Source organism: Frigidibacter sp. MR17.24, from assembly GCF_037095655.1.
In the GTDB taxonomy this organism is placed as follows: Bacteria; Pseudomonadota; Alphaproteobacteria; order Rhodobacterales; family Rhodobacteraceae; genus Frigidibacter.
Window position 1 is genome coordinate 106,573 of sequence record NZ_JBAWKE010000001.1, and the last position, 23,028, is coordinate 129,600.

Here is a 23,028-nt window from a genome sequence, read left to right on the forward strand (position 1 = left end):
GCCCCTGTCCTGATCGCCTCATTGGAGGTGCATGATTATCAGAACGGAGGTTCTCCATGGAGACGATACTGGAGGTTCTCCCGGCTGGCGGTCGGGGGCGTCGGAACCGGCGGTGGCCGGATGAGGTGAAGGCCCGGATCGTTGCGGAGACGCTGGCGCCGGGCGCGACGGTGAACAGCGTGGCGCGGCGACACGGAGTTCCGGCGAACCATGTGTCCTCATGGCGGACGATGGCCCGGAAGGGCCGGCTGGTGTTGCCCGCGCCGGAGGGCACGGTTGAGTTCGCGACGCTGATGCTCGGACCGGGTGAAGACGCGCCCGCTGTCGCAGCCCCTGTTCTGGACAGGGCGGAGATCGTCGTCGGTGCCGTGATCATCCGTCTGGAGGCCGGGGCTTCGGCGGATCGGATTGCCTCCGTGGCACGCGCGCTTACGGCCGACGCATGATCTTCCCGTCGAACCGGGTCCGGATCCTGGTTGCGACCAAGGCCATCGACTTTCGGAAGGGCCATGATGGGCTGGCTGCGCTGGTGTCGTCGGTGCTGCGCAAGGATCCGTTCACGGGCACGGTCTTTGTGTTCCGGTCACGCCGCGCGGACCGGTTGAAGATTTTGTATTGGGACGGCACCGGGTTGGTGATGGCCTACAAGCGGCTGGAAGGTGGCAGCTTCACTTGGCCTGCCGTCAAGGACGGCCTGATGTCGCTGAACCACGCGCAGTTCGAGGCGCTGTTCGCCGGGCTCGACTGGCGCAGGGTGAAAGCGCTGGAGGCGCGGCCGCCCGCTGCGGCGGAATAGAGCAACGCTCTGGATTTGCGTGTCTTTGTGGGCGGGTCATGGTGGATTTTGCCCATGCAGACCGCCCCCGCCTTGGACCTTGCCGCCCTTCCTGCCGCGCAACGCGCAGCGGTTCTGGCGCTGGTGGAGGAACTCGCCGCGCTCCGGGAGGTCACCCGCCGGCAGGAGCATCTGATCGCGGAGTTGAACCATGCCCTGCATGGCAAACGCTCGGAGAAGCTCTCCGAAGACGAGCGACAGTTGGCCTTCGAAGAGCTGTCCATCGCCCTTGCCGAGGTCGAGGCGGAGAAGGCCGCGCGCGGGCCCCAGGCGGAGGACGCAGCACCCCGACCCGCGCCCCGGCGCACGATCGGCAACCTGCCGGCGGCGCTGCCGCGCATCGAGGTTGTCGTCGAGCCCGAGAGCCTCGACTGCCCCTGCGGCTGCGGTCCGCTGCACCGGATCGGCGAGGACCGGACCGAGCGCCTCGACCCTCCTCGACCAAACAGTCCCCCGGACTGTTTGGTCTTCGTCGATCCCCGCGCAGCTGCGCGTCATCGTCACCATCCGCCCGAAATATGCCTGCCGGGTTGCACCGATGGCATCACTCAGGCACCAGCCCCCGCGCATCTGATCCCGGGTGGCCTGCCCACCGAGGCGACGCTGGCGCATGTGCTGGTCAGCAAATACGCGGACCACCTTCCCTTCTTCTGTGATCGGGCGAGTTTGGTCAATCGTCCAACGAGCAGGTCCTTCCTTCTGTCCGTGGTCGGCATGCCGCCACAAGATGCGAACTATGGTGAGGCGGGCGGCTCCAATCTGTATCTCGTGCTTTTCTGCGACATGGGTAGATACGAGCTCGTCCCGTCCTCCGTCCCTGCTCGGGACGCACCCACCCGGAGGCGGATTTCATTGCGCATTGGGTCCCGTGTCAGGGAGGTGCGCGTGTTGCTCGCAGGTTATGCCGGTTCCTCATGCCGCGGCGAAGTCCTGTGCCGAAGCTGGTTCACGCTGCGTCGCCCAAAACGCCGTTCCGGATTTCCACATCGCGAGCAGCATCGTCGCCAGCTTGCGTGCCACGGCGACGATCGCCTTCTTCATGCACGTCCTCTTAGCGATACGCAGTCCCCAGGCTTTCAGAGGCGACATGAGGCGGACGCGCCCCAGAAGCGTCGCGGCCGCCTCGAACAGCATGGTTCGCACGCGGGCATCGCCGCCCTTGGTGATGCGGCCGACGATGTCGGTCTTTCCCGATTGCCATCGGCGGGGAGTAAGCCCCAACCAGGACCCGACGTCGCGCGTTCGCCGGAAGCGGACAGGATCATCGACGGCGCTCCGGAAGCTCAGGGCAACCACCACGCCGACGCCGGGAGCCGTCATCAGCAGACGCGTGACCGGGTCCGCCTTCGCCTGTGCGAGCAGGCGCACCTCGACCGCTTCGAGTTCCACGAGCAGCAGGCGGCGAACGCGCAGCATCGCCTCGACGATTTGTTCAAGCATCTCCTGGCCCGTCGCCAACTCGCGGGCCCGCGCCTCCCAACTCCGTCGGGTCACTGCACCCATCTTCATGCCGAAGTTGCGTAAGGCCGCCCGCAGCGAGTTCTCGGTCGCCGTGAGCTTCTCGACGAGGAAAGCCCGCATGGTCAGGAGCGCCCGCGTCTCCTGCGCATCCATGGATTTTACATGGACGCGCTTGAACCAGCCGAGCCGGACGAGCTGTGCGATGCCGCGCGCATCATTGCGATCCGTCTTCACCCGCATCGCGGCGAAGGCGGCACGCACGTGCCTTGCCTCCATCACCGAGACGCTGAATCCTTCTTTGGTCAGCCCTTCGAACAACCACTGCGACAGGCCGCCGGTCTCGAGGCCGACGTGCTCAATCCGTCGACCTTGGTGGCGTATAGCTCGTGCAATTGCCGATGGTTCGCTAAGGCATCGACCTTCTTTCATGATGCGACCGCCCTCATCGACGACGCAGAAATGGGTTTCATCCAGCGATACGTCGAGGCCTGCGAAGAATTCCATGGCATGATCTCCCTGAACGATGGCGACATAGGGGAAGTGTCACAACAGCGGGTCTTGGCGCATAGCCCGATCAGCGCATCTGTATCGCCAGAGCCAGATCCTGGCGCGGTCAGGCCTCGATCTGCATCGTGCCGTGCTGGCCGACTGGGTCGGCAAGGCCGCCTTCCACCTCAGGCCGATCGTCGACCGGCTGGCCGAGCATCTGCGGCGCTCCGACAAGCTGTTCATGGAGTTCGAAGGGGACCGAGGCCCCGGTGGGGCCGCGTAAGCCCCGCAGAACGCGACCGCCCCGGTGCTGGATCCGGGGCGCGGAACTACCAAGACCGGCTACCTCTGGGCGCTGGCCCGCGATGACCGGGCCTGGGGCGGAGAGGCCCCGCCGGGCGTGGTCTACTTCTACGCGCCCGGCCGCGCGGGCGAGAATGCCGAAGCCTTCCTGACCGGCTTCGACGGCATCCTGCAGGTCGATGGCTATACCGGCTACAGCCGGCTGACCAAGCCCTCGCGCCGGGTCGGCGCGCCGCTGCGCATCGCGCATTGCTGGGCGCATGCGAGGCGCAAGCTGAAGGAGGTCTTCGACCGCGACGGCTCGGACATCGCCGCCGAGGGGCTGCGCCGGATCGCCGAGCTTTATGCCGTCGAGGCCGATATCCGCGGCACCTCCGCGGGCCAGCGCCTCTCGGCCCGTCAGGCCCGCAGCGCACCGCTGGTGGCGGCCTTCGGAGACTGGCTTCAGGCGCAGCGTCGCAAGATCTCCGCCAAGTCCAGGCTCGGCGAGAAGCTGGCCTACATCCACAATCATTGGGAGGGGCTGCAAACCTTCCTGACCGATGGCCGCGTCGAGATCGACAGTAACAGGGTCGAGAACATGATCCGCCCGCTGGCCCTCAATCGCAAGAACGCGCTCTTCGCCGGCCACGACGAGGGTGGCATCGCCTGGGGTCGCATCGCGTCGCTCATCGAGACCTGCAAGATCAACGGCATCGAACCCTTCGCCTATCTCAAGGCGACGCTCGGGGCCCTCGCGAACGGTCATCCACAAAGCCGTCTCGACGAACTCCTGCCTTGGAGCTTCCGGCCGTCAAGCTGAAACGGCCGTGGTCCGCTGCAACCGCTTACTGTTTTGGAAGTGACCGAGGTGTAATTCATCCGCCTCAGCCAAGCTGGATGGCGATGTCCAACCCAACCGTACCATCTGCCTCCAATACAACGCGCAATGCTTGGGTGCCTACCACTCGCCAGCACCGCGGAACTTGATATCAGCGCTGTCTATCCGCAGGGTCGCGGGGTTATTAGGGCGGCGGTAGGGGATCTGCACCCCAACCCGTGTCTGACGTAGGCACAGTGTAGTACAATCCGGGACAGGCCAGTCCAGCCCTGCTATCTCCTTCAGTCTGGCGACCAACCCAACCGTCTGCCGCAGCGGTAGGCCGAGCAATACCTTCAGCGTAAGGCAAGTCTGGATCGCGGCCTCCGAGAAGGTCTCGGGATGACCACGCTTGCCCGTTTTGGCTGCGAGCCGAGTCTTCGTCGCGCAGGACCAGATCGATAGCGAGCCGCGGCGGCGCAGTGCGGCATTATACTCCTATCAGTTCGCCATGCGGTGGCGGGAAGAAGAAGGCTTCGGCATGGCCCGAAGCGAACATCAGGATTCACGATGTGCATCCGCATCCCTGATAAGTGCGACAACGCCTTTCACCGTGGCCACAAAAAAAGCCGGGACTATCGAACCAATGGGCTTACTTCTTGCCCATGAGCTTCCACTGAAGGCAAGAATAAACCGGTCTCGATATCGCCCCCGTCAGATGCCGCGGGGCAGATGCAGGATCGCGCGCAGGCCGGGGGCTGCGTTCTCCAGCGTCAGCCCGCCTCCGTGTTCATGGGCGACGGCGCGGGCGATGGACAGTCCCAGACCGACGCTGCCCTGCGCGGCACCGCGTGCCGCATCGATACGGTAGAAGGGCAGGAATACCTTCTCGAGCAGATGGTCGGGGATGCCGGGGCCGCGGTCGCGGATGATGACGTCGACCATGTCTTGCGTCTTGCGGACATCGACCTCCGCGCTGCCCCCGTATCTCACGGCATTCTCCAGCAGATTGCGCAGCGCGCGCCGCAGTGCGTCCGGGCGACAGCGCAGTGGCAAGGCCGGGATCTCGGCGCAGCTGACGGACTGCCCGAGGTCGGAAAGGTCATCGCACAGACTGCAGACGAGGGCGCCAAGCTCGACCGTGCGCGTCGGTTCCGACACCGTGACGCCGCGTGCAAACGAGAGGGTTGCCTCGCTCATCCGCTGCATCTCTTCGAGTGTTTCGGTCATGCGGTCGCGCAGGGTGTCGTCCGCGATCATCTCGGCCCGCAGGCGCAGGGTGGTCAGCGGGGTGCGCAGGTCATGGCCGATGGCGGCGAGCATCCGGGTCCGGTCGTCGACGAAGACCTGGAGTCGATCCTGCATCCTTGTGAAGGCGCGGTGCAGCGCGCGGATATCCTCGGGGCCGCGGGGCAGCTGGCGCGGAGCCTCCTCGCCACGGCCGATGGCATCCGCCGTCAGGGCAAGGCTGCGCAAAGGGCGCGCAAGACGGCGTGCCGAGACGGCCCCGACCAGGCTGAGGACCAGCGCAGTGATCGCGGTCGAGATCAGCGACGGCACGAGCCCAGGGTCCGCCAGCCTGCGCTTGTAGATCACCCCGTTGAGCCAACGCCCGTCCGGCATCTGTGCGATCAGACCCGTGCCCACCCCCTGCGGCGAAGGCAGGATCAGCGCCTCCGGCCCCCCCTCCCAGAGCGGCTGGGGGAGGGGACGCCATCCCGCGAAATCCTTGGTGTCGATGATCTTGCGTTCTGCCTCTGTCAGGTCGAGCATGCCCGGCGTCAGGCGAAAACGCGTGATGTCGTCCAGCGGCGCCAGCAGGTAGGCGCGCGCGCGTGCGTACCAGTCGCGGCCTTCTTCGGTCGGGTCGGTCTCGGAGGTCCAGTACCGCGTGTGGCTGGTGGCGCTGGCCAGCAGGATGTCGCGTCGCTGGGCATCCGGCATGTCCTGCACGACCCGCAAGAGGCTCGCGGTGCGGCTGACGAACTCGTCGCGCATTGCCTGTTCCAGCACCGCGATCCGGCTGCCCCGAGACAGGATGAACCCGGCCGCCTGGCCAAGCAGCAGCGCGATCAGCATCACGCCGAGCATCTGACGGGCGAGGCTCTGGCGCCACCAGGCCATCATGGGCGGTGCAGCTCGGCACACAGACTGTAGCCGCCGCCCCAATGCGTCAGGATCATCGTCGGGTTCCGGGGATCGTCTCCCAGCTTGCGGCGCAGGCGGCTCACCTGATTGTCGATGCTGCGATCGAAGGGGTCGGAACTGCGTCCGACCGTCAGGTCCAGCAGCCGGTCCCGCGACAGCACGTGGCCCGGATGATCGAGGAACACCTGCAACAGCCGGAACTCCGCCGTGCTGAGCGCGACGCTGACGCCATCGCTGCCGGTCAGCTCTCGGCGCCGCCTGTCCAGCCTCCAGGGGCCAAAGTCGACCGTGTCCTGCTCGGGGGCGGAGGGAAGCGGCCCGCCGCCCGATCGCCGCAGCACGGCCCTGATCCGGGCCAGCAATTCGCGCGGGTTGAACGGCTTGACCAAGTAGTCGTCAGCCCCGACCTCCAGCCCGATGATGCGGTCGAGGTCATCGGCGACCGCCGTGAGAAAGATCACCGGCAACGTGCCCGCCGCGCGGATGTCGCGGCACAGGGTCAGCCCGTCTTCCCCCGGCATCATCACGTCGAGCACCACGAGATCCGGGGCGCCGCGGGCCAGCACCTCGCGCAGGGCCCGCCCGCCATCGGCCCGGGTGACCCGATAGCCATGCGCCTCGAGGTAGTCGCCCACGAGGTCGCGGATGTCGTCGTGGTCATCCACGACGACCACATGCGGGTCGCCAACGGCAGGGGCAGACAGATCTTGGGACCGGATCATGTGCCACGAATACAGGGCGGCCCCGCTCTGCGTCCATCGGTCAAACTGTAATAGATTGTATCGGCGGCGTGGCGTCCGGCGGCAGGCCGATACACTTTTGTGCAGGTCGGACAAACCTGCGCGACAGGCCGGTGCCATTCCTCTCCGGGTCAGACCCGCATCGAGTGCCGTTCGAACGGCAGGCGGGGAAAGGAGAGAACAGACATGGCTGTGAGCTTCGACCTCAACGGGAGGCCCGTCCGCTTCGACGGCGATCCCGAAACCGCGCTGCTCTGGGTGATCCGGGATCACATGGGGTTGACGGGCACCAAGTTCGGCTGCGGCGCGGCGCAATGCGGCGCCTGCACGGTGCATCTGGACGGCGCGACGCGGCGCAGCTGCATCACGCAGGTGGGCGACATCGACGGTGCCAGCATCACCACGATCGAGGGGCTGGACGGCCCGGTGGCCGAGGCACTGCGCGCCGCCTGGGTCAGATTGAACGTGCCGCAATGCGGCTATTGCCAATCGGGACAGATCATGTCCGCGGCGGCGCTTCTGGTCGAGGTGACCTCGCCCACCGACGAGGACATCAACAACGCCATGAGCGGGAACATCTGCCGCTGCGCCACCTATGTTCGCATCCGCAAGGCGATCCACCAAGCCGCCGAAGCGGTGACGAAATGACCCGCCTGACACGTAGATCCTTCCTCGGGCAGGCCGCAGGCGCACTGACCATCAGCCTCGTCTTGCCGAGCATGTCCCGCGCTCAGGAGCTGCGCCGCCTGACCCCCGCCGAGATCAAGGAGGTTGCCGCGACCCCCAATGCCTTCCTGCGGATCAATGCTGACAGCAGCGTCATGGTGATCTGCAAGCACATCGAGTTCGGACAGGGCACCTCCTCCGGTCTTGCGGCGCTCGCGGCCGAGGAACTGGACGCCGACTGGGCGCAAGTCCGGGTCGAGTCCGCCCCCGCCAACGCGCAGCTTTATGCCAATCTCAACATGGGCCAGCAGGGCACCGGTGGCTCATCGGGGATCGCCAACAGCTTCTACCAGATGCGCAAGGCAGGTGCGGCGGCACGGGCGATGCTGGTGGCTGCCGCCGCCGAGGCATGGGGTGTCCCCGCCGCCGAGATCACCGTGGAAAAGGGCGTGATCCGTCACCCGGCCTCGGAGCGCAGCGCCGGCTTCGGCCAATTCGCCGAAGCCGCCAGCGCCCAGCCCTTCCCCGAGCAGCCTGCGCTGAAGGAGCCGTCGCAGTTCACCCTGATCGGTACCGACCTGCAGCGGCTCGACGCGGTGGCCAAATCCAGCGGCCAAACGACCTACAGCATCGACGTCACCCGCGAAGGTCTGGTCCACAGCGCCATCCTGCATCCGCCCGTCTTCGGCGCAAGGCTGACCAGCCTCGACGATCAGGCGGCGCTGAAGATTGCAGATGTGCTGGCAATTCACGAGGTCCCTCAGGGCATTGCGGTGATCGCCCGCACCCGCCACGCGGCGCTGGCCGGTGTCGCGGGGCTGCGGGCGGAATGGGATCACGCCGGGGCCGAGACACGGTCGACCGACGAGATGTACCGCGACTATGCCCGTGCGGCGCAAGAGCCCGGGGCCGACGTCGAGACCGTTGGTCGCGGGGCGCAGGGGCTCGATGCCGCCGTGCAGGTCATCGAGGCGGAGTACCGCTTTCCCTTCCTTGCCCACGCCCCGATGGAGCCGATGGGCGCGGTTGCCGATGTGACGCCAGAGCGGGCCGAGATCTTTATGGCGAGCCAGTTGGTGACACGCGACCTGACCGAGATAACCAAAGTTCTTGGTCTGCCGCCCGAGGCCATCACCTTGAACATCATGTCGGCGGGGGGGAGCTTCGGACGGCTCGGGACGCCGGATGCGGAGTTCGCCGCCGAGGTCGCCGGCATCGCGCAGGCCTGGGGCAAGGGCCCGGTCAAGCACCTGTGGACCCGCGAGAACGACCTGCGGGCGGGGCGCTACCGCCCCATGTCGCTGCATCGGCTGCGCGGCGGGCTGGACGCCGACGGCAACATCGTCGGCTGGGACCAGGTCATCGCGATCCAGTCCTTCCTCGACGGCACGGCCTTTGGCGGCGGCGTGCGCAACGGTATCGACCGCTCGGCCACCGAGGGTGGAACAGGGCTGCCCTATGCCATTGCGAACCGCCACGTCGGGCTGCACCTGATGCGGAATGGCGTGCCCGCGAACTTCTGGCGCTCGGTCGGCAGCAGTCACAATGTCTACGTGGTCGAAACCTTCCTCGACCTGTTGCTTGCGCAATCGAAGAAGGACCCGGTGCAGGCCCGGCTCGACCTTCTGGCCGAAGATCAATCGCGGCTGCGTGCCGTCCTCCTGAAGGTCGCCGAGATGGCCGACTGGCAAGGCGGCGTCCAGCGCGGCGACCGCGCGCTGGGTGTGGCCATGGCCACCTGCTTCCGCAGCCATGTGGCTGAGATCGCAGAGGTGTCGCGTGGACCGGACGGGCTGCCACGGGTTCACAAGGTCTGGGCGGCCATCGACTGCGGTCTGGCGATCAACCCCGACCAGATCCGCTCGCAGATCGAAGGCGGGATCGGCTTCGCGCTCGGCGCGGCGCTGCACGACGAGGTGACGCTGGCGGAGGGCGGCGTCGTCGAACAGTCGAACTTCGACACCTATCCCTCGCTTCGCATCCACGAGATGCCCGAGGTCGAGGTCGCGATCATCCCCTCGACCGTCGATCCGACCGGCACTGGCGAACCCGGCGTCCCGCCGTTGGCCCCCGCCGTGGCCAATGCCTGGCGCGCTCTGACCGGCACGCCGATCCAGACGCTGCCCTTCCGCCGGGGAGTGCGCGCATGAAGCCGTTTATCCACATGTCCGTGACGCTGTTCCTTCTTCCGCTCGCGGCCTTCGCGCAGGAGGCCTCGGATCTGACACTGCGCGGGCCCGAGGCATTCTCGCGGATCGAGAACGACGCTGAACGCTCGGTGGCCATCTTCCGGGAAATGGGCAAGGTCATCGAGAGTCCGCGCTGCATGAACTGTCACCCGCGCGGCGACAGCCCGATGCAGAAGGACGGCGTGCCGCACATGCCGCCGGTGGTTCGGGGCGCAGACGGGCATGGCGCGCCGGCGATGGAATGTTCGACCTGTCACTCTGACGCGCCCGTGCCCTTCGAGGCGTCGGATCGCAGCGTACCCGGCCATCCCGACTGGCATCTCGCGCCGGTGTCGATGGGCTGGCAGGGTCTGCCTCTCGGCGAGGTCTGCGTGCAGATGCTCGACCCCGGGCGCAACGGCGGTCTCTCCCTTGACGAGTTGATCCATCACAATGGCGAGGATGGTTTGGTGGGCAGCGGTTGGACGCCGGGACCGGGCCGCACGCCTGCGCCCGGAACACAGGAGCTTTTTGGCGCGCTGACCCGCGCCTGGATCGAGACCGGGAGCGCCTGTCCCTCTTCCTGAGCGTCCAAAGCACGAGGATCGCCGCCCCGGCACGGGCGGCGGTCCTTTTTCATGCAGGTCAATCACCTGCCTCTGCGCAGGCACATGAAAATCGAGACCACTGCTGCTACGGCAAAAACGGCTGAGGAGGTCACGCACAGACCGGTGTAGCGAAGGGCATCGACAATTGGTTGGCAGAGCATGGGCGACAGGAAATGTCCGAGGAAGATCGCCGAGGCCAGTGTCCCGGAGATGCGCCCGATAGGCAGCCGGCATGCCGGTGCTGCCGAGCGTGACGAGCCGCGAGCTGGTCATTCGCTGCTTTGGGCCGTGCCGAATGCGCGTTTGTCCCGCTCTGCCAAGCTGGAAGGTGACGAGCAGCCCGCCTCGATACTTGGCACCGGTGTAATGTGGCGAACTCGGTAGGGGAGGGGGCCAGCGGTCGCTCACCGGCGTCCGTAAGGACTGCGCAGGCCCTTGCGATCCAGTCACCGCCCGCCCCGATGGGAGCGGATGCCGCTCTATCCTTCGGGATAACCGATGCAGCGCGTCAGCTTCGGTCGTCAGGCGCCCCGTCATTCTGCTGAGCGAAGCACCGCACACGAAACAACAAGCCCCGCGGTCTCCCGCGGGGCTTTGTCTGTTTGATGGGGCTGTCGGCGCTCAGGCGAGCTGGATGTCGAGTGCGAGGCCGCCGCTGCCGTCGGGTGTGAGCACGACCTGGCGGATGATCCCCTTGAGGAGTTGATTGGCTTCGATCCGGGTTCCGTCTGCTCCCGCAGAGAGCAACTCGCCCAAGCGGCTAATCTGTTTGCGGTAGGCCGCGGCGAGTTCGGCAGGGGAGGGGAGTGACACTGCTTGGTCTTGTTGAGGCAGGGCTTCCAGCCTGGCGATCATCCGATCCCGCTCGACTTCCCTCTCCTTCAGCCGCTCGACCAGCGCGGTGGAGCCGCCATCTTCGAGCAGGCCGACCAGACGCGCGATCGCGGTCGCGGTGTCCTTCAGCTTGCGCTCCAGTGCCGCACGCTCACCGCCGGCCTGCACGGCGTAGTCGCTAAAGGTTCGCTGGGCTTCCTGCGCGAAGGCCGTCGCAAGCTCGGGGTCATCGAGCTGTCAAACGACATCAGGAACTGACCCCCTGTCGACACGAAGAACTGACCCCTTTCATTGATGGGTGACGGTTGGGGTTTCGGGTGCCGGAGCGGCCTTCTGCAGAAGGCCGCTCCGGCACCCGAAACCCCAACCGTCACCCATCAATGAAAGGGGTCAGTTCTTCGTGTCGACAGGGGGTCAGTTCCTGATGTCGTTTGACAGCTCGATGACCCCGAGCTTGCGACGGCCTTCGCGCAGGAAGCCCAGCGAACCTTTAGCGACTACGCCGTGCAGGCCGGCGGTGAGCGTGCGGCACTNGATGGCCGTCGCGACGACGGGGTCGCCGAGCACAGATCCCCATTCACCGACGGCGCGGTTCGATGTGACCATCAGCGCGCCGCGCTCGTAGCGGCGGCTGACGAGCTGGAAGAACAGATGAGCGGCATCCGGCTCGAACGGCAGGTAGCCAAGCTCGTCCACGATCAGCAGCTTCGGCTTCGAGAAGTGCATCAGCTTCTCCTCGAGCCGGCCCTCGGAATGGGCCTTGGCAAGGGCCGCGACGAGTGTGGTGGCGGGGACGAACAGCACCGTGTAGCCGGCAATGATCGCCTCCCGACCGATGGCCACCGCCAGATGGGTCTTGCCGACGCCCGGCGGGCCCAGGAGCAGGACGGCCTCGCCATTGGCGATGAACCGCCCCGTCGCAAGATCTCGGATCTGGCCCCGGTCCACCGAGGGCTGGGCGGCGAAGTCGAAGCTGGCCAGGTCGCGGCTGAAGGGGAAGCGGGCGAGGCCGAAGCCCATCTCGATGCGCCGCTGATCCTTGCGGGCGATCTCGCGCTCGCAGAACAGGGTCAGGGCCTCGCGGATCGTCATCTCGCGCCGGCCGGCCTCGTCGATCAGGCTGTCGATCTGGTCGCGGATCGCCGTCAGCTTCAGCCGGGTCAGCATCCGGTCCAGATGATCGGGCATGTCGGGCATCATCACCAGGACCCTCCCGCGACAGCATCGTATTCGCTGAGCGGCCGCAGCAGCGCGGCGGGTGCGGTCGGCACTGGGGTTGCCTTCCGCCGTCCGATGCCCGCGAAGTGGGCCGGATCGGCGACACGGCCATGCCGTCCCGCCCGCAGCATGTGACGCGCAACCTCCTGTCCGGCATGCGTCACCCGCAGCTCGGGGCCGGTGACCGTCACCGCGACGCTTTCCCCGATCAGCCGCCAAGGGACGGAATACGCATTGCCATCGACCTCGACCGAGCAGTCCGAGCCGACCTTGCGCACCAGGTCGCGGCTGGAGAGGAAGGGCGGAACCCCAGCCACGCCGCGAAGCCGGTGCGCCTCGTCCCGCTCGAAGCGCAGACGCGGGGCCTCGCCTGTCGTGCCATGGGCGCGCAGGTCGGCGATGTCGCGGGTCCAGGCCACGAGATGCGCCTCGAGCGCGGCGAAGCTGTCGAAGCGCCGACCCGCAATGGCGTTCTTCTTGACGTAGCCCACACCGCGCTCGTCCTTGCCCGTCCGCCAGCGGCCTCGGACCGATGGCGGCCACTGGCGAACTTCGGGCCCGATAGGGTGCGCAGGCTTTCACCGCGAAGCCCCAGTGGCGGGCGAAGGCATGCAGCTTCGGGTTCACCACCACCTCCCGCGAGACGGGGTCATGGTGCTGGATCAGCGCCCGCGCATTGTCGAGCAGCACCTCCTCGGGCACGCCGCCGAAGCTGGCGAAGGCGCTCTCCATGCCAGCAAACCAATGCTCTTGCCGCTCGCCCCGGAAGGCCCGGACATGAAGGCGGCGGGAGTATCCCAGCGTGGCGACGAAGAAGAAGACCTTCTCGGACTGCCCAGCGATCTCCACCCGCCGCTCCCCGAAGTCGATCTGCAACTGCTGCCCCGGACGGGTCTCGAACCGCACCGTCGCCCGGGCCTCCGCCCGAAGCTCCTGGCGCAGGTGAGCGACCGCGCGCCCGACGGTCCGGAGGCTGACGGTGATGCCATGCTCCGCCGCAAGCTCCTGGCGCAACACATCCGCATTCCCGAAGTGGCGGCGAAACCGCTCAGACAACCAGGCCTCAAAACCTTCGAGCGCCTTGGTGCGTGACGGCACCGAAGCCGCTCGCCAGCCACCCTCGGTCAGCCATCGCTTCACCGTATTGCGCGAGCAGCCGAGTTCCGCGGCGATCCGCTTCGTCCCCCAGCCGCAAGACCGCAGCGCCAGCATCGCCGACACATCGTCCGGCGTCCGCATCTCGACCCTCCCCACCATTACCACCGGTGAGGAAACTGCGGGCTTCTCTTCTCTCATGGAACATCCTCTCGGCCAGAGGGGTCAGTTCCTCATGTCGCCGAGGGGGCAGTTTTCCATGTCGCCTGACACCGCCACTGAAGTGATCCACCAACTGGGATAGGATTTGTCGCTTAGAAGGAGGATCTGAGAGATGGCAGGTAAGCGCGAGAAGCCTGAAGACATTTTCACGAAGTTGCGCCAGGTGGAGGTTCTGCAGGCGCAGGGCGCGAAGATTGCAGATGCGGTGCGCCGGATCGGCGTGACCCAGCAGACCTACTGCCGTTGGCGGCGCGAGTCTGGCGGGATGAGCCGGGACCAGTTGAAGCGCCTGAAAGAAGTCGAGACGGAGAATGCTCGACTGCGGCGAGCGGTGTCGGATCTGACCCTGGACAGTGAGGCGGAAATGCAAACGATCCAGTGAATCGTTTGCCCGCCGAACGATCCTGTCGGAGGCGGCACGGGGAGTGAGGGGCGTCCCGGAAACGGTCCGGGGGACCGTTTCAGCCCCGAACGGGCGGAGCCCCTGAGCCCCTCGCGCCGCCGCCGCTGCATCGACCATGTTTGCGACGTCACCGGCGTGTCCGAGCGCCGGGCGTGCCAGGTTCTGGGCCAGCACCGCTCGACGCAACGCAAGCTGCCTGTCGGCCGGGCGGACGAGGCGCGGCTGGCCGCGGACATCATCGAGCGGGCACGGCAGTATGGCCGCTACGGCTACCGTCAGATCGCCGGTCTGCTGAACGACAGCGGGTGGCAGGTCAACGTGAAGCGGGTCGAGCGGATATGGCGGCGCAAGGGGCTCAAGGTGCCACGGAAGCAGAGAAAGCGCGGCCGGCTCTGGCTGGCGGATGGCTCCTGCGTCCGGCTCAGGCCGGAGCGGGCAAACCACGTCTGGTCCTATGACTTCGTTCAGGACCGCACAGCTGACGGAAGGGCCTATCGCATGCTCAATGTCATCGACGAGTTCACACGGGAGGTTTTGGCGATCCGCGTCGCGCGCAGTCTCAATTCGACCGACGTGGTCGACGTGCTGACCGACCTCTTCATCCTTCGCGGCCCACCCGCCTTCGTCCGCTCGGACAATGGCCCGGAGTTCATAGCCGGCAAGGTCCGCGACTGGATCGCGGCGGTCGGTGCACGGACCGCCTATATCGAACCGGGCTCACCTTGGGAGAATGGTTATGTGGAGAGCTTCAATGCCCGGCTTCGCGACGAACTGCTCGATGGCGAGGTCTTCCATTCGCTCCGCGAAGCCCAGATCCTGATCGAGCAATGGAGGCGGCATTACAACACCAAGCGCCCCCATTCAGCCCTCGGCTACAAGCCGCCGGCACCCGAAAGCATCGTTCCAGTCGACCGAATGCCGACGATGCACTAACTTTGAGACCGGATCACTCGATCGGGGCAGGTCAACCCGGCGCGTTACCGCCGGATCGCTGTCGTCGAGATCGAGATGGCGGGCGATGTCCGCGAGGGTCGGAGCGTGCGGCTCCTGCCGCGCGGCTGCCTTCGCGGCGCGGATGCCCGCGTCGAGTTCGGCAGGCGTGTGGCCGACGGCCCGGCGCGCCAGATCTTCAAGGGCAGGGGTATCTTCTTCGGGTAGGTGCTTCTGGAGGATTTGAGCGAGCATCTTCTCATCGGGCAGGGGCATCTCGACATGCAGGTCCAGCCGGCCGGCGCGTAGGATCGCCGGATCGAGGCGGTCGCGGTGATTGCAGGTGCCGATCAGGATCAACTCTTCCTCGCGTCCGAGCGTGTCGGCGGCATGGAGGTGTCGGAGGCCAAACGGCTGAAGGCGCTGGAGGCTGAGAACGCGAAGCTCAAGAAGATGCTGGCGGAGCACATGCTGGATGTGGCCACGCTCAAGGAGATGCTGAGAAAAAACTTCTGAAGCCCAGTGCAAGGCGAGGTGCCGTGGACCGGGCCATGACAGAGAAAAGCTACAACCAGCGGCGGGCCTGTGCCCTGGCCGGGATCGACCCGCGTGTGTATCGGCGGCGATCAACCAGACCTGCGGACGCCTAACTGCGGGAGAGGCTGAAGGCGCTTTCCAGCGAACGTCGGCGCTTCGGCTATCGAAGGCTGCACCTTCTACCTGGCCGCGAAGGCTGGAAGGTGAACTGGAAGAAACTCTACCGGATTCACCGTGAAGAAGGCCTGACAGTGCGCAAGCGTGCCGGTCGCAAGCGCGCGATCGGAACGAGGGCGCCGATGGTGATCCCGCAGGGGCCCAACCAGCGATGGTCCTTCTTCGTCTCGGACAGCCTGTCGGACGGGCGCCGGTTCCGGGTGCTGTGCGTCATCGACGACTTCAGCCGGGAATGCTTGGCAACGGTCGTGGACACTTCGCTATCGGGACAGCGCGTTGGTCGAGAGCTCGACAGCATCGCTCGAGGGCGCGGCTATCCATGCATGGTGGTCAGCGATAATGGGACAGAGCTGACCTCAAATGCCATTCTAAAATGGCAGGAGGAGCGCAAGGTTGAGTGGCATTACATCGCGCCAGGAAAGCCCATGCAGAACGCTCGCGGCGGCCTCGAACCGGTGGCGGCTCGCCGCTCGCCGTCGAGAGCTTCAATGGCCGCCTGCGCGACGAGTGCTTAAACGAGCACCTGTTCGCCAACCTGCGCCACGCCCGGGAATGGATCGCCGACTGGCGCAACGACTACAACCATCACCGCCCCCACACGAGCCTCGACGGGCTCACCCCGTGGGAGTTTCACCAACGGTCAGCAGAGAACCAAACCCTGAACAGAGCGAACTGAAAAACGCGGACTCTATGGGGAGCAGGTCAGCAGGCACGCAAGCATGGTGCGTCTGGCCGCACGCAATGGCGCAACGTACATATTGGCATGGACGCGCAGACCGGCGATGTCCGCGCCGTCGAATTCACCTCCAGACGGCAGGGCGATAGCTCATTCGTCGGGGAAATGATCCCCCGGATCGTTTCCTGACCCTCCTCATTGCCTGACCTTCTGGCCGGTCGCTCTGATCGGGTTCGCGGGCAGGACGCGGCAGGGCGATCCAGACGCCCGTCAGGTCTCGGTAACGCTGCGGACCTGCCGGCCGATCTCTTCGACGAAATGCTCGGCCACGGGGGAGAGGCGCGCCCCGAGCGGCTTGATCAGCGCGATGTGCATTTCCTCGCGCACGCGCATCGGTCGCGAGATGCCGCCGGCCAGGCGGTGCTGGGCGGCGGTCCAGGGATCGACGACCGAGACGCCGAAGCCGCGCAGAACGAAGGCGCTGATGACAGTCGACAGGTAGGACCGCAGCAGGAAGACCGGCCCGGTGCCGAGGGTCGCGAACCATCGCCCCTGAATCTGCCCGGTGACGGTGCCTTCGTCGAAGCCGACATAGGGTTGGCCGGCCAGGTCTTCGGGGATCACCTCGTCGCGGGCCGCCAGCGGATGGTCCGGTGTCGCGATCAGGTGGAACCCGACCGCGTGAGTGACCACCAGGTCGACCTCGTGCTGATGGTGGCTTGCCATGTTGAGCCCGAGCTGCGCCTGCCGCCGCGCCACCTGACGCACCACGGGCAGGGTGGTGATGTGCACCGCGCCCATGTCCTGAAGCTGGCCCCTGCGCGCCAGCCCCGCGATCGCGTCGGCCAGCAGGGTCGAGGCGAAGACCGGCGCGGTGGCGATCGACAGCCCCGAGTGGCCCCCCGCCCGGATCCGCTGCGCCGTCTGGTCGAGCACGTCGAGCCCGATGAAACTGCGCTCGACCACTTCCCAGTATTCCTCGGCAGCCGGGGTCGGCACCACGCGCGAGCCGTGGCGGGTGAACAGCGGGAAGGCGATGCTGGCCTCCAGATCGCGGATCAATCGGCTGACGGCAGGCTGCGACAGCCCGAGATATTCGGCCGCGGCCGTGACGCTGCCGTTGCGCATGACCTCGCGAAAGGCCTCGATCTGCCGGTGTGTGATCATCATAACATTTTAGCATGGCCGGTGGCGAGGCGGTCAATCGGCAAAGCTGCATCTGCGGGCGGAGCCCACCACGTTCGCGCCGAGGGATGACCTCGTGCGGATCGGCAATCGCATTCCGTCGATGAAGGCCTCCGGCAAGGCCGGCCGGGAGATCGCCCATCGCACCCGGGCGCTGCTGGCCGCCGTCGACCGCTCGCTCTTGCCTCCGCGGGATGATGCGAAATCGACGATCTGATCGGAAGCGGCGCCGGGGATGGGTGTTCGTCCGGGTGCACCTGCCGTCGACATGACAGGGCGGCCCGGCCATCCCGATCGGGGGCCGGGCCGTCCCGTCTTTCCGCGCAGGCAACTCGGTCGAAGGGCGGCCGTCGCTGGAAAGATGGCTCAGGCCTGAACCATCCGGCCCGGCCGCAGGACCAGCTGCGCCACGGCGAGGATCAGCGGAACCGCGAAGACCGCGGCACTGGCGAGCGCAATGTCGGCATAGCCGAAGCCCTCGCGGATCACCGCGCCGCCGACGACGGCGCCAAGGCCGTTGCCCAGGTTGAACGCCCCGATGTTGACCGACGAGGCCAGCGTCGGCGCATCCGCGGCGAAACGCATCACCCGCATCTGCATGGTCGGCACCAGCGCGAAGCAGAGCCCGCCCCAGACGAACAGCAGCCCGAGCGTCGGAACCAGCCGCGCCAGCACGAGGCTCAACCCGATCAGAAGGACGATCAGGGCTGCGAGCGTCACGATCAGCGTCGCGCTCAGCGAGCGGTCCGCGGCCCGTCCGCCGAGCGCGTTGCCGAGCGTCATCCCGAGGCCGACGATGACGAGCGCAAGCGTGATGGTCTCCGCCGAGGACCCGGTCACCTGCTGCAGCATCGGGGCGATGTAGGTGAAGACGGTGAACTGCCCGGTCGAGGTCAGCACCGTCATGCCGAGCGCGAAGAGCACCGGGCCGCGCAGCATCACCCGGATCTCGGCCAGCGCGTTGGCCCCGGCGGGGGCGGGCAGGCGGGGCAGGGCGCGCGAGAGTGCGAGCGCGGTCAGCAGACCCAGCCCCGCGATCACGACGAAGGGCACGCGCCAGCCGGCGATCTCTCCAAGCCAGGTCATCGCCGGCACGCCCGCCACGTTGGCGACGGTCAGCCCCATGAAGACCGCGGCGACCGCGCCCGCTTGGCGCCCCGGCGCGACGAGGCTCGCGGCGACCAGCGAGCCGACGCCGAAGAAGGTTCCCTGGCAAAGCGCGGTGATGCCGCGGGCCACCAGCAGGGCGTGGTAGCCCGGTGCGGCGGCGGCGATCAGGTTGCCGGCGGCAAGCACCACGGCCAGCGCGATCAGCAGGTGGTTGCGGGCGATCCGGCCGGCGGCCAGCGTCACGAGCGGCGCGAAGACCGTCACGCCGAAGGCATAGGCCGTCACCACGAGACCGGCCGCGGGAATGCTCACGCCAAGGCCTTGGGCGATCGATGGCAAGAGGCCCATCGGCGTGAACTCCGTCAGGCCGATGGCAAAGGATCCGAGGGACAGCGCGGCCAGCGCCGGATTGATCGTCATGGAAGGTCGTCCTGCAGGGTCGTTGGATGTGAGGCCATGTGATCATGGACTTTGACGCGGGCGGCGATTAGGCCCGGTCGGGGAAAACCATTCTTGAGTCAGGGGCAAAGATTTGGCGCAGGGCACGGACCGGCTGCGGATGATGGAGGTCTTCCTCACCGTTCTCGACGAGGGCAGTTTCTCGGCGGCCGCGCGGCGGCTCGGCATGACGCCCTCGGGCATCAGCCGGACGCTCGACCGGACCGAGGCGCGGCTCGGCCTCCGGCTCATCACCCGCTCGACCCGCGCGCTGGTCCCGACCGAGGAGGGGCGGCGCTATGCGCAGGTCGCGCGCCGGATCCTGGCCGAGCTTGACGGGGCCGAGGAGGAGCTTGCCGCGGGCGACCGGCCCTCGGGCCTCCTGCGCGTCTCGGCCGCGGTCTCGCACGGGCGGCTGCGCATCGTGCCGCTGCTGGACGAGTTCGCCCGGCTCTACCCGGCGGTGCGCATCGATCTGACGCTGACCGACCGGCTCGAGGATCCGGCGCGCGGCGAGACCGATGTGGCGATCCGCTTCGGCACGCTCGGGGACAGCCGTCTGGTCGCGCGCAAACTGGGCGAAGAGCCGATGGCGGTCGTCGCCGCGCCGGCCTACCTTGCGGCGCGCGGCAGTCCGCGAACGCCCGAGGAGCTGAAGCATCACGAATGCCTGCGGTTCAACTTCGATGGCAACCGCGCGCGCTGGCCTTTCCGTGTCGGGGACGAGCGGGTCGAGGTGCGTGTCGACGGGCGGTTCCAGGCCAACAGCGGCGAGGCCCTGGGAATGCTGGCCGTCGCGGGGCTCGGGATCGCGCGCGTGGCCCGTTTCGCGGTCGAGGACGATCTGCGCGCGGGCCGGCTCTGCGAGGTCCTTGCCGATTATCCGGTCGACGAGCGCCATGCCGTCCATGCGCTCTTTGTAGGTGGGCCGGGCTTGCCCGGCCGGACCCGTGCCCTTGTCGAGCATCTGGCATCCCGGCTCTGAGGCCCGCGGGCGCGGGCCAGCGCGTCACGCCCTGTTCAGACCGGCAGGGCGCGCGTGCGCAGCGAGAGGAGCGCGCCCAGCGCTGCCGTGCCGATCATGACGAGCAAGAACGCGTCGAATGGGCGATTTTGCGCCAATCGACCGGCGTTCGATCTGCCATTCGACTGGAACTGGGGCGTAGGCGAATGTTTGCGCAAATTTTTCGGCTCTCCGGGAGCTTGCTCGAATTTGCTCCCAATTGAAGACAGTGGCTTCGAGATTTGGTGACGTCCGCACACCGAAACGACGCAAGGTCGCGGTGCGGAGTCGCCATTCTCTCGTGCATCTCGACCGGACGGCCAGGGGGCGGACCTGGGGGCGAGGGGGCCGCGATCGCCGCGATGGCGCTGCCGGTCGGTGCCGCTCTCGCGCAAGGTCTTCAAATGACTCGAACTTGTCGCGGGGCTGCGGGCATTCCGGCCTTGTAATAAAGGCGTTTCGGCGGCCCGAGGGGTGCCGTCCGACCGCGCCTGATGCCCGCGCGGCGGTTGTGCCGGTCCTGGACCCCTGCACATGATCTGGGTTGCATACTACTATATCTAGTAATGTGGCTTTGGCGGGGCGGATTTGTGCCGTCGCATCGGTGGCGCGGGCAGCATGACGGGGCCGCATTACGGGGCCGCCGGCGGGCGCGCGCGTGCTCAGGCTGCCTGCCGATCGGTGCGAACCCGCGCCGGATGGCGGCCTCGCGGTCTGTCGCCGGCACCGTCAGGGCGACAGGGGCGGGGCGACGGGGGGCGGGCGTCGGGACGTGCCAGACGCCCGCGGGCGATGTCGTGTGGCCGGACGGCCCGCCTCAGCCGGCGCGGGCGAGGGTGCGCTGCGCGCGTTCGACCACGGGGCGGTCGATCAGCTTGCCGTCCAGCCGGATCGCGCCGGCCGCACTGGCGCCGGCGGCCTGCACGATCTGCTCGGCGCGGCGGATCTCCTCGGGGCTTGGCGCGAAGCCTTCATGCACCGCCGCGACCTGGCGCGGATGGATGCACAGCTTGCCGCCGAACCCCAGGTCGCGCGCCCGCGCCACGTCGGCCGCCAGCTGCGCCGGATCGTCGAGCGCGACCGTCACCCCGTCGACCGGCGCCGCGATCCGCGCCACGGCCGAGGCCAGCACCAGCCGCGACCGGGCATACAGCAGCGCCTCGCCCTCGGCCTCGATCCCGGTGTCGAGCTGGAAGTCGACCGAGCCGAAGGCCAGCTGCACCACGCCCGCGCTTTCGGCGATCCCGCGCGCGTTCCACAGCCCGAGCGCGCTCTCGATCACCGGCACGATCGGCATGCCGTCGGGCAGCGCCGCCGCGATCCGCGCAAGATCGGCCGGGTCCTCGGCCTTGGGCACCAGCGCATGGGTGACGCCGGGGCTTGCCAGCAGCGCGACATCCTCGGCGTGCCACTGGGTGCCGCTGCCGTTGACGCGCACCGCGGCGCGGCCGCCGGCCTGCAGCCAGGCGCCGATCGCGGCGCGGGCACGGTCCTTGGCCTCGGGCAGGACCGCGTCCTCGAGGTCAAGGACGGTGACATCGGGGCCGGCGGCGACGGCCTTGTCGAAGCGTTCGGGGCGGTCGCCCGGGACGAACAGATAGCTGCGGCTTGTCATGACGGGGCCCCTCCTCGGGCCGGTTCGGGTTGGGGACGGGACCGGCGGCCGGCGACCCGGCGCGGGCCCGGCCGCGGTGCGCCGGGGATCACGCCGGCTGGGCGCGGTGGCCGCCGCGGGGGCGGGTGGCGATCAGGAAGGCGCCGATTGCCGCCAGCACGAGCCCGGTCGCCAGGAAGGCGGTGCCGTAGCTGCCGGTGTGGCGCACCACGGCGCCGAAGGCGGGCGGGCCGACGACCACGCCGGAATATGTCAGGAACAGGCTCGCGCCGGTCAGGGTGCCGACCTGGCCCGCGGGGGCCAGGCGCGCGACCTCGGCCAGGAACACGCCGTTCCAGCCGATGGCCGAGGCGCCGAAGACCATCGCGACGCCGGCGATGGCGGCGGGCGGCCAGCCGGGCGCGGCCAGCGCGAAGGTGATGCCGGCCCCGCCCATCGCAAGCCCGAGGCAGCCCAGAAGCAGCCGCGGCGCGACGAAGCGGTCGGCCATCCAGCCCCACAGCAGCCGCCCGGCCACCCCCGCCACCTGCGCCATCGCGAGGATCGAGCCCGCGGCGGCAAGGCCGAGCTGCTGCACCCGGGTGAGATACAGCACGAGGAAGGTGGTCAGGCACAGCTGCATCGCCCCGAAGAAGAACGAGCACAGCCCGATGTCGCGCATCGCCGGCATCCGCAGCAGCTGTCCCAGCGGCCGCAGCGCCCGGCGCGGGTCCAGCGCCCGGGCCGCGTCACGGGTGTCGTCGAACAGCGGCCGGATCGCCTGCGACACGGCGGCCATGCCAAGGCACAGCGCCGCCAGCACCAGCGCCGCCCGCTGCCAGCCGCCGGCATGGATCAGCGCGGGCACCATCAGCCCCGCCAGCATCCCCCCGAGCGGCACCCCGGTCTGCTTCAGCGAGAAGGTGATCGCCATCCGGTGCGGCGGCGTGGTGCGCACCAGGATGTGCGAGCTTGCCGGCGTCACCGGCCCATAGCCCAGCCCGATCAGCGCCGCCGCGACAAGGATCATCGCCGGCGCCCCGGTCGCGGCCGCGGCCAGCCCCGCGGCGCACAGCAGCAGCGACACCTGGCTCATCCGGATCGGGCCGTAGCGGTTCACCAGATCGCCCGAGCACAGGCTCGACAGGCAGGCCGCGCCATAGACCACGCCGACGAAGATGCCGACCGACCCGGCGGCAAGGCCTGTGGTGCGGGCGGCCTCGGGCGCCATCACCGGCGCGGCGAGCGAGGCGAGCGACACCAGCGCCTGCACGGCGATGGTGATGACGAGCGGAAGGGCAGAGGACTGTCGCATGGCGCGGCCTTCGGGTTCGCCGCCCGGGTCCGTCGCCCCGGGACGGGGGCGGGCAGGGGCGGGGCTTCGGGGCC

At 67.9% G+C, this 23,028-nt stretch carries 18 protein-coding genes and 7 pseudogenes; 13 read left to right on the plus strand and 12 right to left on the minus strand.

All coding sequences use genetic code 11. The annotated features are described in order from the left end of the window. Positions 1-56: 56 nt before the first annotated feature. The 3 genes and pseudogenes from tnpA to V8J39_RS00585 form a co-directional block, all read left to right on the plus strand. Positions 57-446 carry an IS66-like element accessory protein TnpA gene (gene tnpA, locus V8J39_RS00575; RefSeq protein WP_336458933.1) on the plus strand — a complete coding sequence of 130 codons (390 nt, stop codon included), beginning with the start codon at positions 57-59 and terminating at the stop codon, positions 444-446. Further along, positions 443-796: an IS66 family insertion sequence element accessory protein TnpB gene (gene tnpB / locus V8J39_RS00580; RefSeq protein WP_336458934.1), complete on the plus strand. Its 354-nt coding sequence runs from the start codon at positions 443-445 to the stop codon at positions 794-796. The genes tnpA and tnpB overlap by 4 nt, the downstream gene beginning before the upstream one ends. 54 nt (positions 797-850) lie before the next feature. Further along, a pseudogene (locus V8J39_RS00585) lies at positions 851-1,486 on the plus strand (IS66 family transposase); the annotation flags it as partial. Positions 1,487-1,747: 261 nt separating this feature from the next. Here V8J39_RS00585 and V8J39_RS00590 read toward each other — a convergent pair. Next, positions 1,748-2,800 carry an IS110 family transposase gene (locus V8J39_RS00590; protein WP_336458935.1) on the minus strand — a complete coding sequence of 351 codons (1,053 nt, stop codon included), beginning with the start codon at positions 2,798-2,800 and terminating at the stop codon, positions 1,748-1,750. Positions 2,801-2,879: 79 nt separating this feature from the next. Between V8J39_RS00590 and tnpC the strand changes: the two are divergent. Beyond that, positions 2,880-3,890 (plus strand): annotated as a pseudogene (gene tnpC / locus V8J39_RS00595) (IS66 family transposase); the annotation flags it as partial. A gap of 141 nt (positions 3,891-4,031) precedes the next feature. Here the strand turns inward: tnpC and V8J39_RS00600 are convergent. From V8J39_RS00600 to V8J39_RS00610, 3 genes and pseudogenes are all read right to left on the minus strand, one after another. Continuing rightward, a pseudogene (locus V8J39_RS00600) lies at positions 4,032-4,370 on the minus strand (transposase); the annotation flags it as partial. A gap of 231 nt (positions 4,371-4,601) precedes the next feature. Further along, positions 4,602-6,014 carry an ATP-binding protein gene (locus V8J39_RS00605; protein ID WP_336458936.1) on the minus strand — a complete coding sequence of 471 codons (1,413 nt, stop codon included), beginning with the start codon at positions 6,012-6,014 and terminating at the stop codon, positions 4,602-4,604. After that, on the minus strand, positions 6,011-6,700 hold the full coding sequence (locus tag V8J39_RS00610) for a response regulator (protein ID WP_336458937.1): 690 nt from the start codon (positions 6,698-6,700) through the stop codon (positions 6,011-6,013). Before V8J39_RS00610 ends, V8J39_RS00605 begins: the two co-directional genes overlap by 4 nt. A gap of 261 nt (positions 6,701-6,961) precedes the next feature. Here V8J39_RS00610 and V8J39_RS00615 point away from each other — a divergent pair, with 261 nt between their 5' ends. Genes V8J39_RS00615 through V8J39_RS00625 form a run of 3 tightly spaced genes read left to right on the plus strand, consistent with a single transcriptional unit; the run spans position 6,962 to position 10,196 of the window. Further along, positions 6,962-7,423 (plus strand): (2Fe-2S)-binding protein, encoded by a 462-nt coding sequence (locus V8J39_RS00615; RefSeq protein ID WP_336458938.1) that lies wholly within the window; start codon positions 6,962-6,964, stop codon positions 7,421-7,423. Further along, on the plus strand, positions 7,420-9,591 hold the full coding sequence (locus V8J39_RS00620; RefSeq protein ID WP_336458939.1) for a xanthine dehydrogenase family protein molybdopterin-binding subunit: 2,172 nt from the start codon (positions 7,420-7,422) through the stop codon (positions 9,589-9,591). Before V8J39_RS00615 ends, V8J39_RS00620 begins: the two co-directional genes overlap by 4 nt. Further along, positions 9,588-10,196: an Isoquinoline 1-oxidoreductase subunit gene (locus V8J39_RS00625; RefSeq protein WP_336458940.1), complete on the plus strand. Its 609-nt coding sequence runs from the start codon at positions 9,588-9,590 to the stop codon at positions 10,194-10,196. The genes V8J39_RS00620 and V8J39_RS00625 overlap by 4 nt, the downstream gene beginning before the upstream one ends. A 642-nt stretch (positions 10,197-10,838) precedes the next feature. Here the strand turns inward: V8J39_RS00625 and V8J39_RS00630 are convergent. The 3 genes and pseudogenes from V8J39_RS00630 to istA form a co-directional block, all read right to left on the minus strand. Next, entirely contained in the window at positions 10,839-11,219 is a 381-nt protein-coding gene (locus V8J39_RS00630) for a hypothetical protein (protein WP_336458941.1), read from the minus strand. 246 nt (positions 11,220-11,465) lie between these two features. After that, a complete protein-coding gene (gene istB, locus V8J39_RS00635; protein ID WP_442902553.1) occupies positions 11,466-12,251 on the minus strand; it encodes an IS21-like element helper ATPase IstB in 786 nt (261 codons plus the stop codon). Next, positions 12,251-13,472: pseudogene (istA, locus tag V8J39_RS00640) on the minus strand (IS21 family transposase). Before istA ends, istB begins: the two are co-directional and overlap by 1 nt. Here istA and V8J39_RS00645 point away from each other — a divergent pair. Together V8J39_RS00645 and V8J39_RS00650 are read left to right on the plus strand one after the other, a co-directional pair. Continuing rightward, the gene (locus V8J39_RS00645) at positions 13,354-13,668 is read left to right on the plus strand and encodes a hypothetical protein (protein ID WP_336460220.1); all 315 of its coding nucleotides are present in this window, start codon (positions 13,354-13,356) and stop codon (positions 13,666-13,668) included. The pseudogene istA and the gene V8J39_RS00645 overlap by 119 nt on opposite strands. Before the next feature lie 30 nt (positions 13,669-13,698). Next, a pseudogene (locus V8J39_RS00650) lies at positions 13,699-14,922 on the plus strand (IS3 family transposase). Here V8J39_RS00650 and V8J39_RS00655 read toward each other — a convergent pair. After that, positions 14,851-15,279 carry an ATP-binding protein gene (locus tag V8J39_RS00655; protein WP_336458943.1) on the minus strand — a complete coding sequence of 143 codons (429 nt, stop codon included), beginning with the start codon at positions 15,277-15,279 and terminating at the stop codon, positions 14,851-14,853. The pseudogene V8J39_RS00650 and the gene V8J39_RS00655 sit on opposite strands and share 72 nt — an antisense overlap. Here V8J39_RS00655 and V8J39_RS00660 point away from each other — a divergent pair. Beyond that, positions 15,238-16,309: pseudogene (locus V8J39_RS00660) on the plus strand (IS3 family transposase). The gene V8J39_RS00655 and the pseudogene V8J39_RS00660 overlap by 42 nt on opposite strands. Before the next feature lie 33 nt (positions 16,310-16,342). Then, positions 16,343-16,489 (plus strand): annotated as a pseudogene (locus tag V8J39_RS00665) (IS5/IS1182 family transposase); the annotation flags it as partial. Between the two features lie 90 nt (positions 16,490-16,579). Here the strand turns inward: V8J39_RS00665 and V8J39_RS00670 are convergent. Further along, positions 16,580-17,476 (minus strand): LysR family transcriptional regulator, encoded by an 897-nt coding sequence (locus V8J39_RS00670; protein WP_336458944.1) that lies wholly within the window; start codon positions 17,474-17,476, stop codon positions 16,580-16,582. 94 nt (positions 17,477-17,570) lie between these two features. On the opposite strand from V8J39_RS00670, the gene V8J39_RS00675 reads away from it, so the two are divergent. Then, on the plus strand, positions 17,571-17,711 hold the full coding sequence (locus V8J39_RS00675; protein WP_336458945.1) for a hypothetical protein: 141 nt from the start codon (positions 17,571-17,573) through the stop codon (positions 17,709-17,711). A gap of 149 nt (positions 17,712-17,860) precedes the next feature. Here V8J39_RS00675 and V8J39_RS00680 read toward each other — a convergent pair whose 3' ends face one another. Next, the gene (locus tag V8J39_RS00680) at positions 17,861-19,024 is read right to left on the minus strand and encodes an MFS transporter (RefSeq protein ID WP_336458946.1); all 1,164 of its coding nucleotides are present in this window, start codon (positions 19,022-19,024) and stop codon (positions 17,861-17,863) included. Between the two features lie 112 nt (positions 19,025-19,136). Between V8J39_RS00680 and V8J39_RS00685 the strand changes: the two genes are divergently transcribed. Continuing rightward, the gene (locus V8J39_RS00685; protein ID WP_336458947.1) at positions 19,137-20,027 is read left to right on the plus strand and encodes a LysR family transcriptional regulator; all 891 of its coding nucleotides are present in this window, start codon (positions 19,137-19,139) and stop codon (positions 20,025-20,027) included. Between the two features lie 835 nt (positions 20,028-20,862). Here the strand turns inward: V8J39_RS00685 and V8J39_RS00690 are convergent. Both V8J39_RS00690 and V8J39_RS00695 read right to left on the minus strand, forming a co-directional pair. Then, positions 20,863-21,660: an HpcH/HpaI aldolase/citrate lyase family protein gene (locus V8J39_RS00690; protein ID WP_336458948.1), complete on the minus strand. Its 798-nt coding sequence runs from the start codon at positions 21,658-21,660 to the stop codon at positions 20,863-20,865. 88 nt (positions 21,661-21,748) lie between these two features. Next, positions 21,749-22,954, minus strand: coding sequence for an MFS transporter (locus V8J39_RS00695; RefSeq protein ID WP_336458949.1), 1,206 nt, complete (start codon positions 22,952-22,954; stop codon positions 21,749-21,751). Positions 22,955-23,028 lie beyond the last annotated feature (74 nt).

What these genes read in the sequence shown, in the direction of transcription:
- tnpA (WP_336458933.1), top strand. Translation starts at nt 57, where the DNA reads ATGGAGACGATACTGGAGGTTCTCCCGGCTGGCGGTCGGGGGCGTCGG.
- tnpB (WP_336458934.1), top strand. Translation starts at nt 443, where the DNA reads ATGATCTTCCCGTCGAACCGGGTCCGGATCCTGGTTGCGACCAAGGCC.
- V8J39_RS00590 (WP_336458935.1), bottom strand. Translation starts at nt 2,800, where the DNA reads ATGGAATTCTTCGCAGGCCTCGACGTATCGCTGGATGAAACCCATTTC.
- V8J39_RS00605 (WP_336458936.1), bottom strand. Translation starts at nt 6,014, where the DNA reads ATGATGGCCTGGTGGCGCCAGAGCCTCGCCCGTCAGATGCTCGGCGTG.
- V8J39_RS00615 (WP_336458938.1), top strand. Translation starts at nt 6,962, where the DNA reads ATGGCTGTGAGCTTCGACCTCAACGGGAGGCCCGTCCGCTTCGACGGC.
- V8J39_RS00620 (WP_336458939.1), top strand. Translation starts at nt 7,420, where the DNA reads ATGACCCGCCTGACACGTAGATCCTTCCTCGGGCAGGCCGCAGGCGCA.
- V8J39_RS00625 (WP_336458940.1), top strand. Translation starts at nt 9,588, where the DNA reads ATGAAGCCGTTTATCCACATGTCCGTGACGCTGTTCCTTCTTCCGCTC.
- V8J39_RS00670 (WP_336458944.1), bottom strand. Translation starts at nt 17,476, where the DNA reads ATGATCACACACCGGCAGATCGAGGCCTTTCGCGAGGTCATGCGCAAC.
- V8J39_RS00680 (WP_336458946.1), bottom strand. Translation starts at nt 19,024, where the DNA reads ATGACGATCAATCCGGCGCTGGCCGCGCTGTCCCTCGGATCCTTTGCC.
- V8J39_RS00690 (WP_336458948.1), bottom strand. Translation starts at nt 21,660, where the DNA reads ATGACAAGCCGCAGCTATCTGTTCGTCCCGGGCGACCGCCCCGAACGC.
- V8J39_RS00695 (WP_336458949.1), bottom strand. Translation starts at nt 22,954, where the DNA reads ATGCGACAGTCCTCTGCCCTTCCGCTCGTCATCACCATCGCCGTGCAG.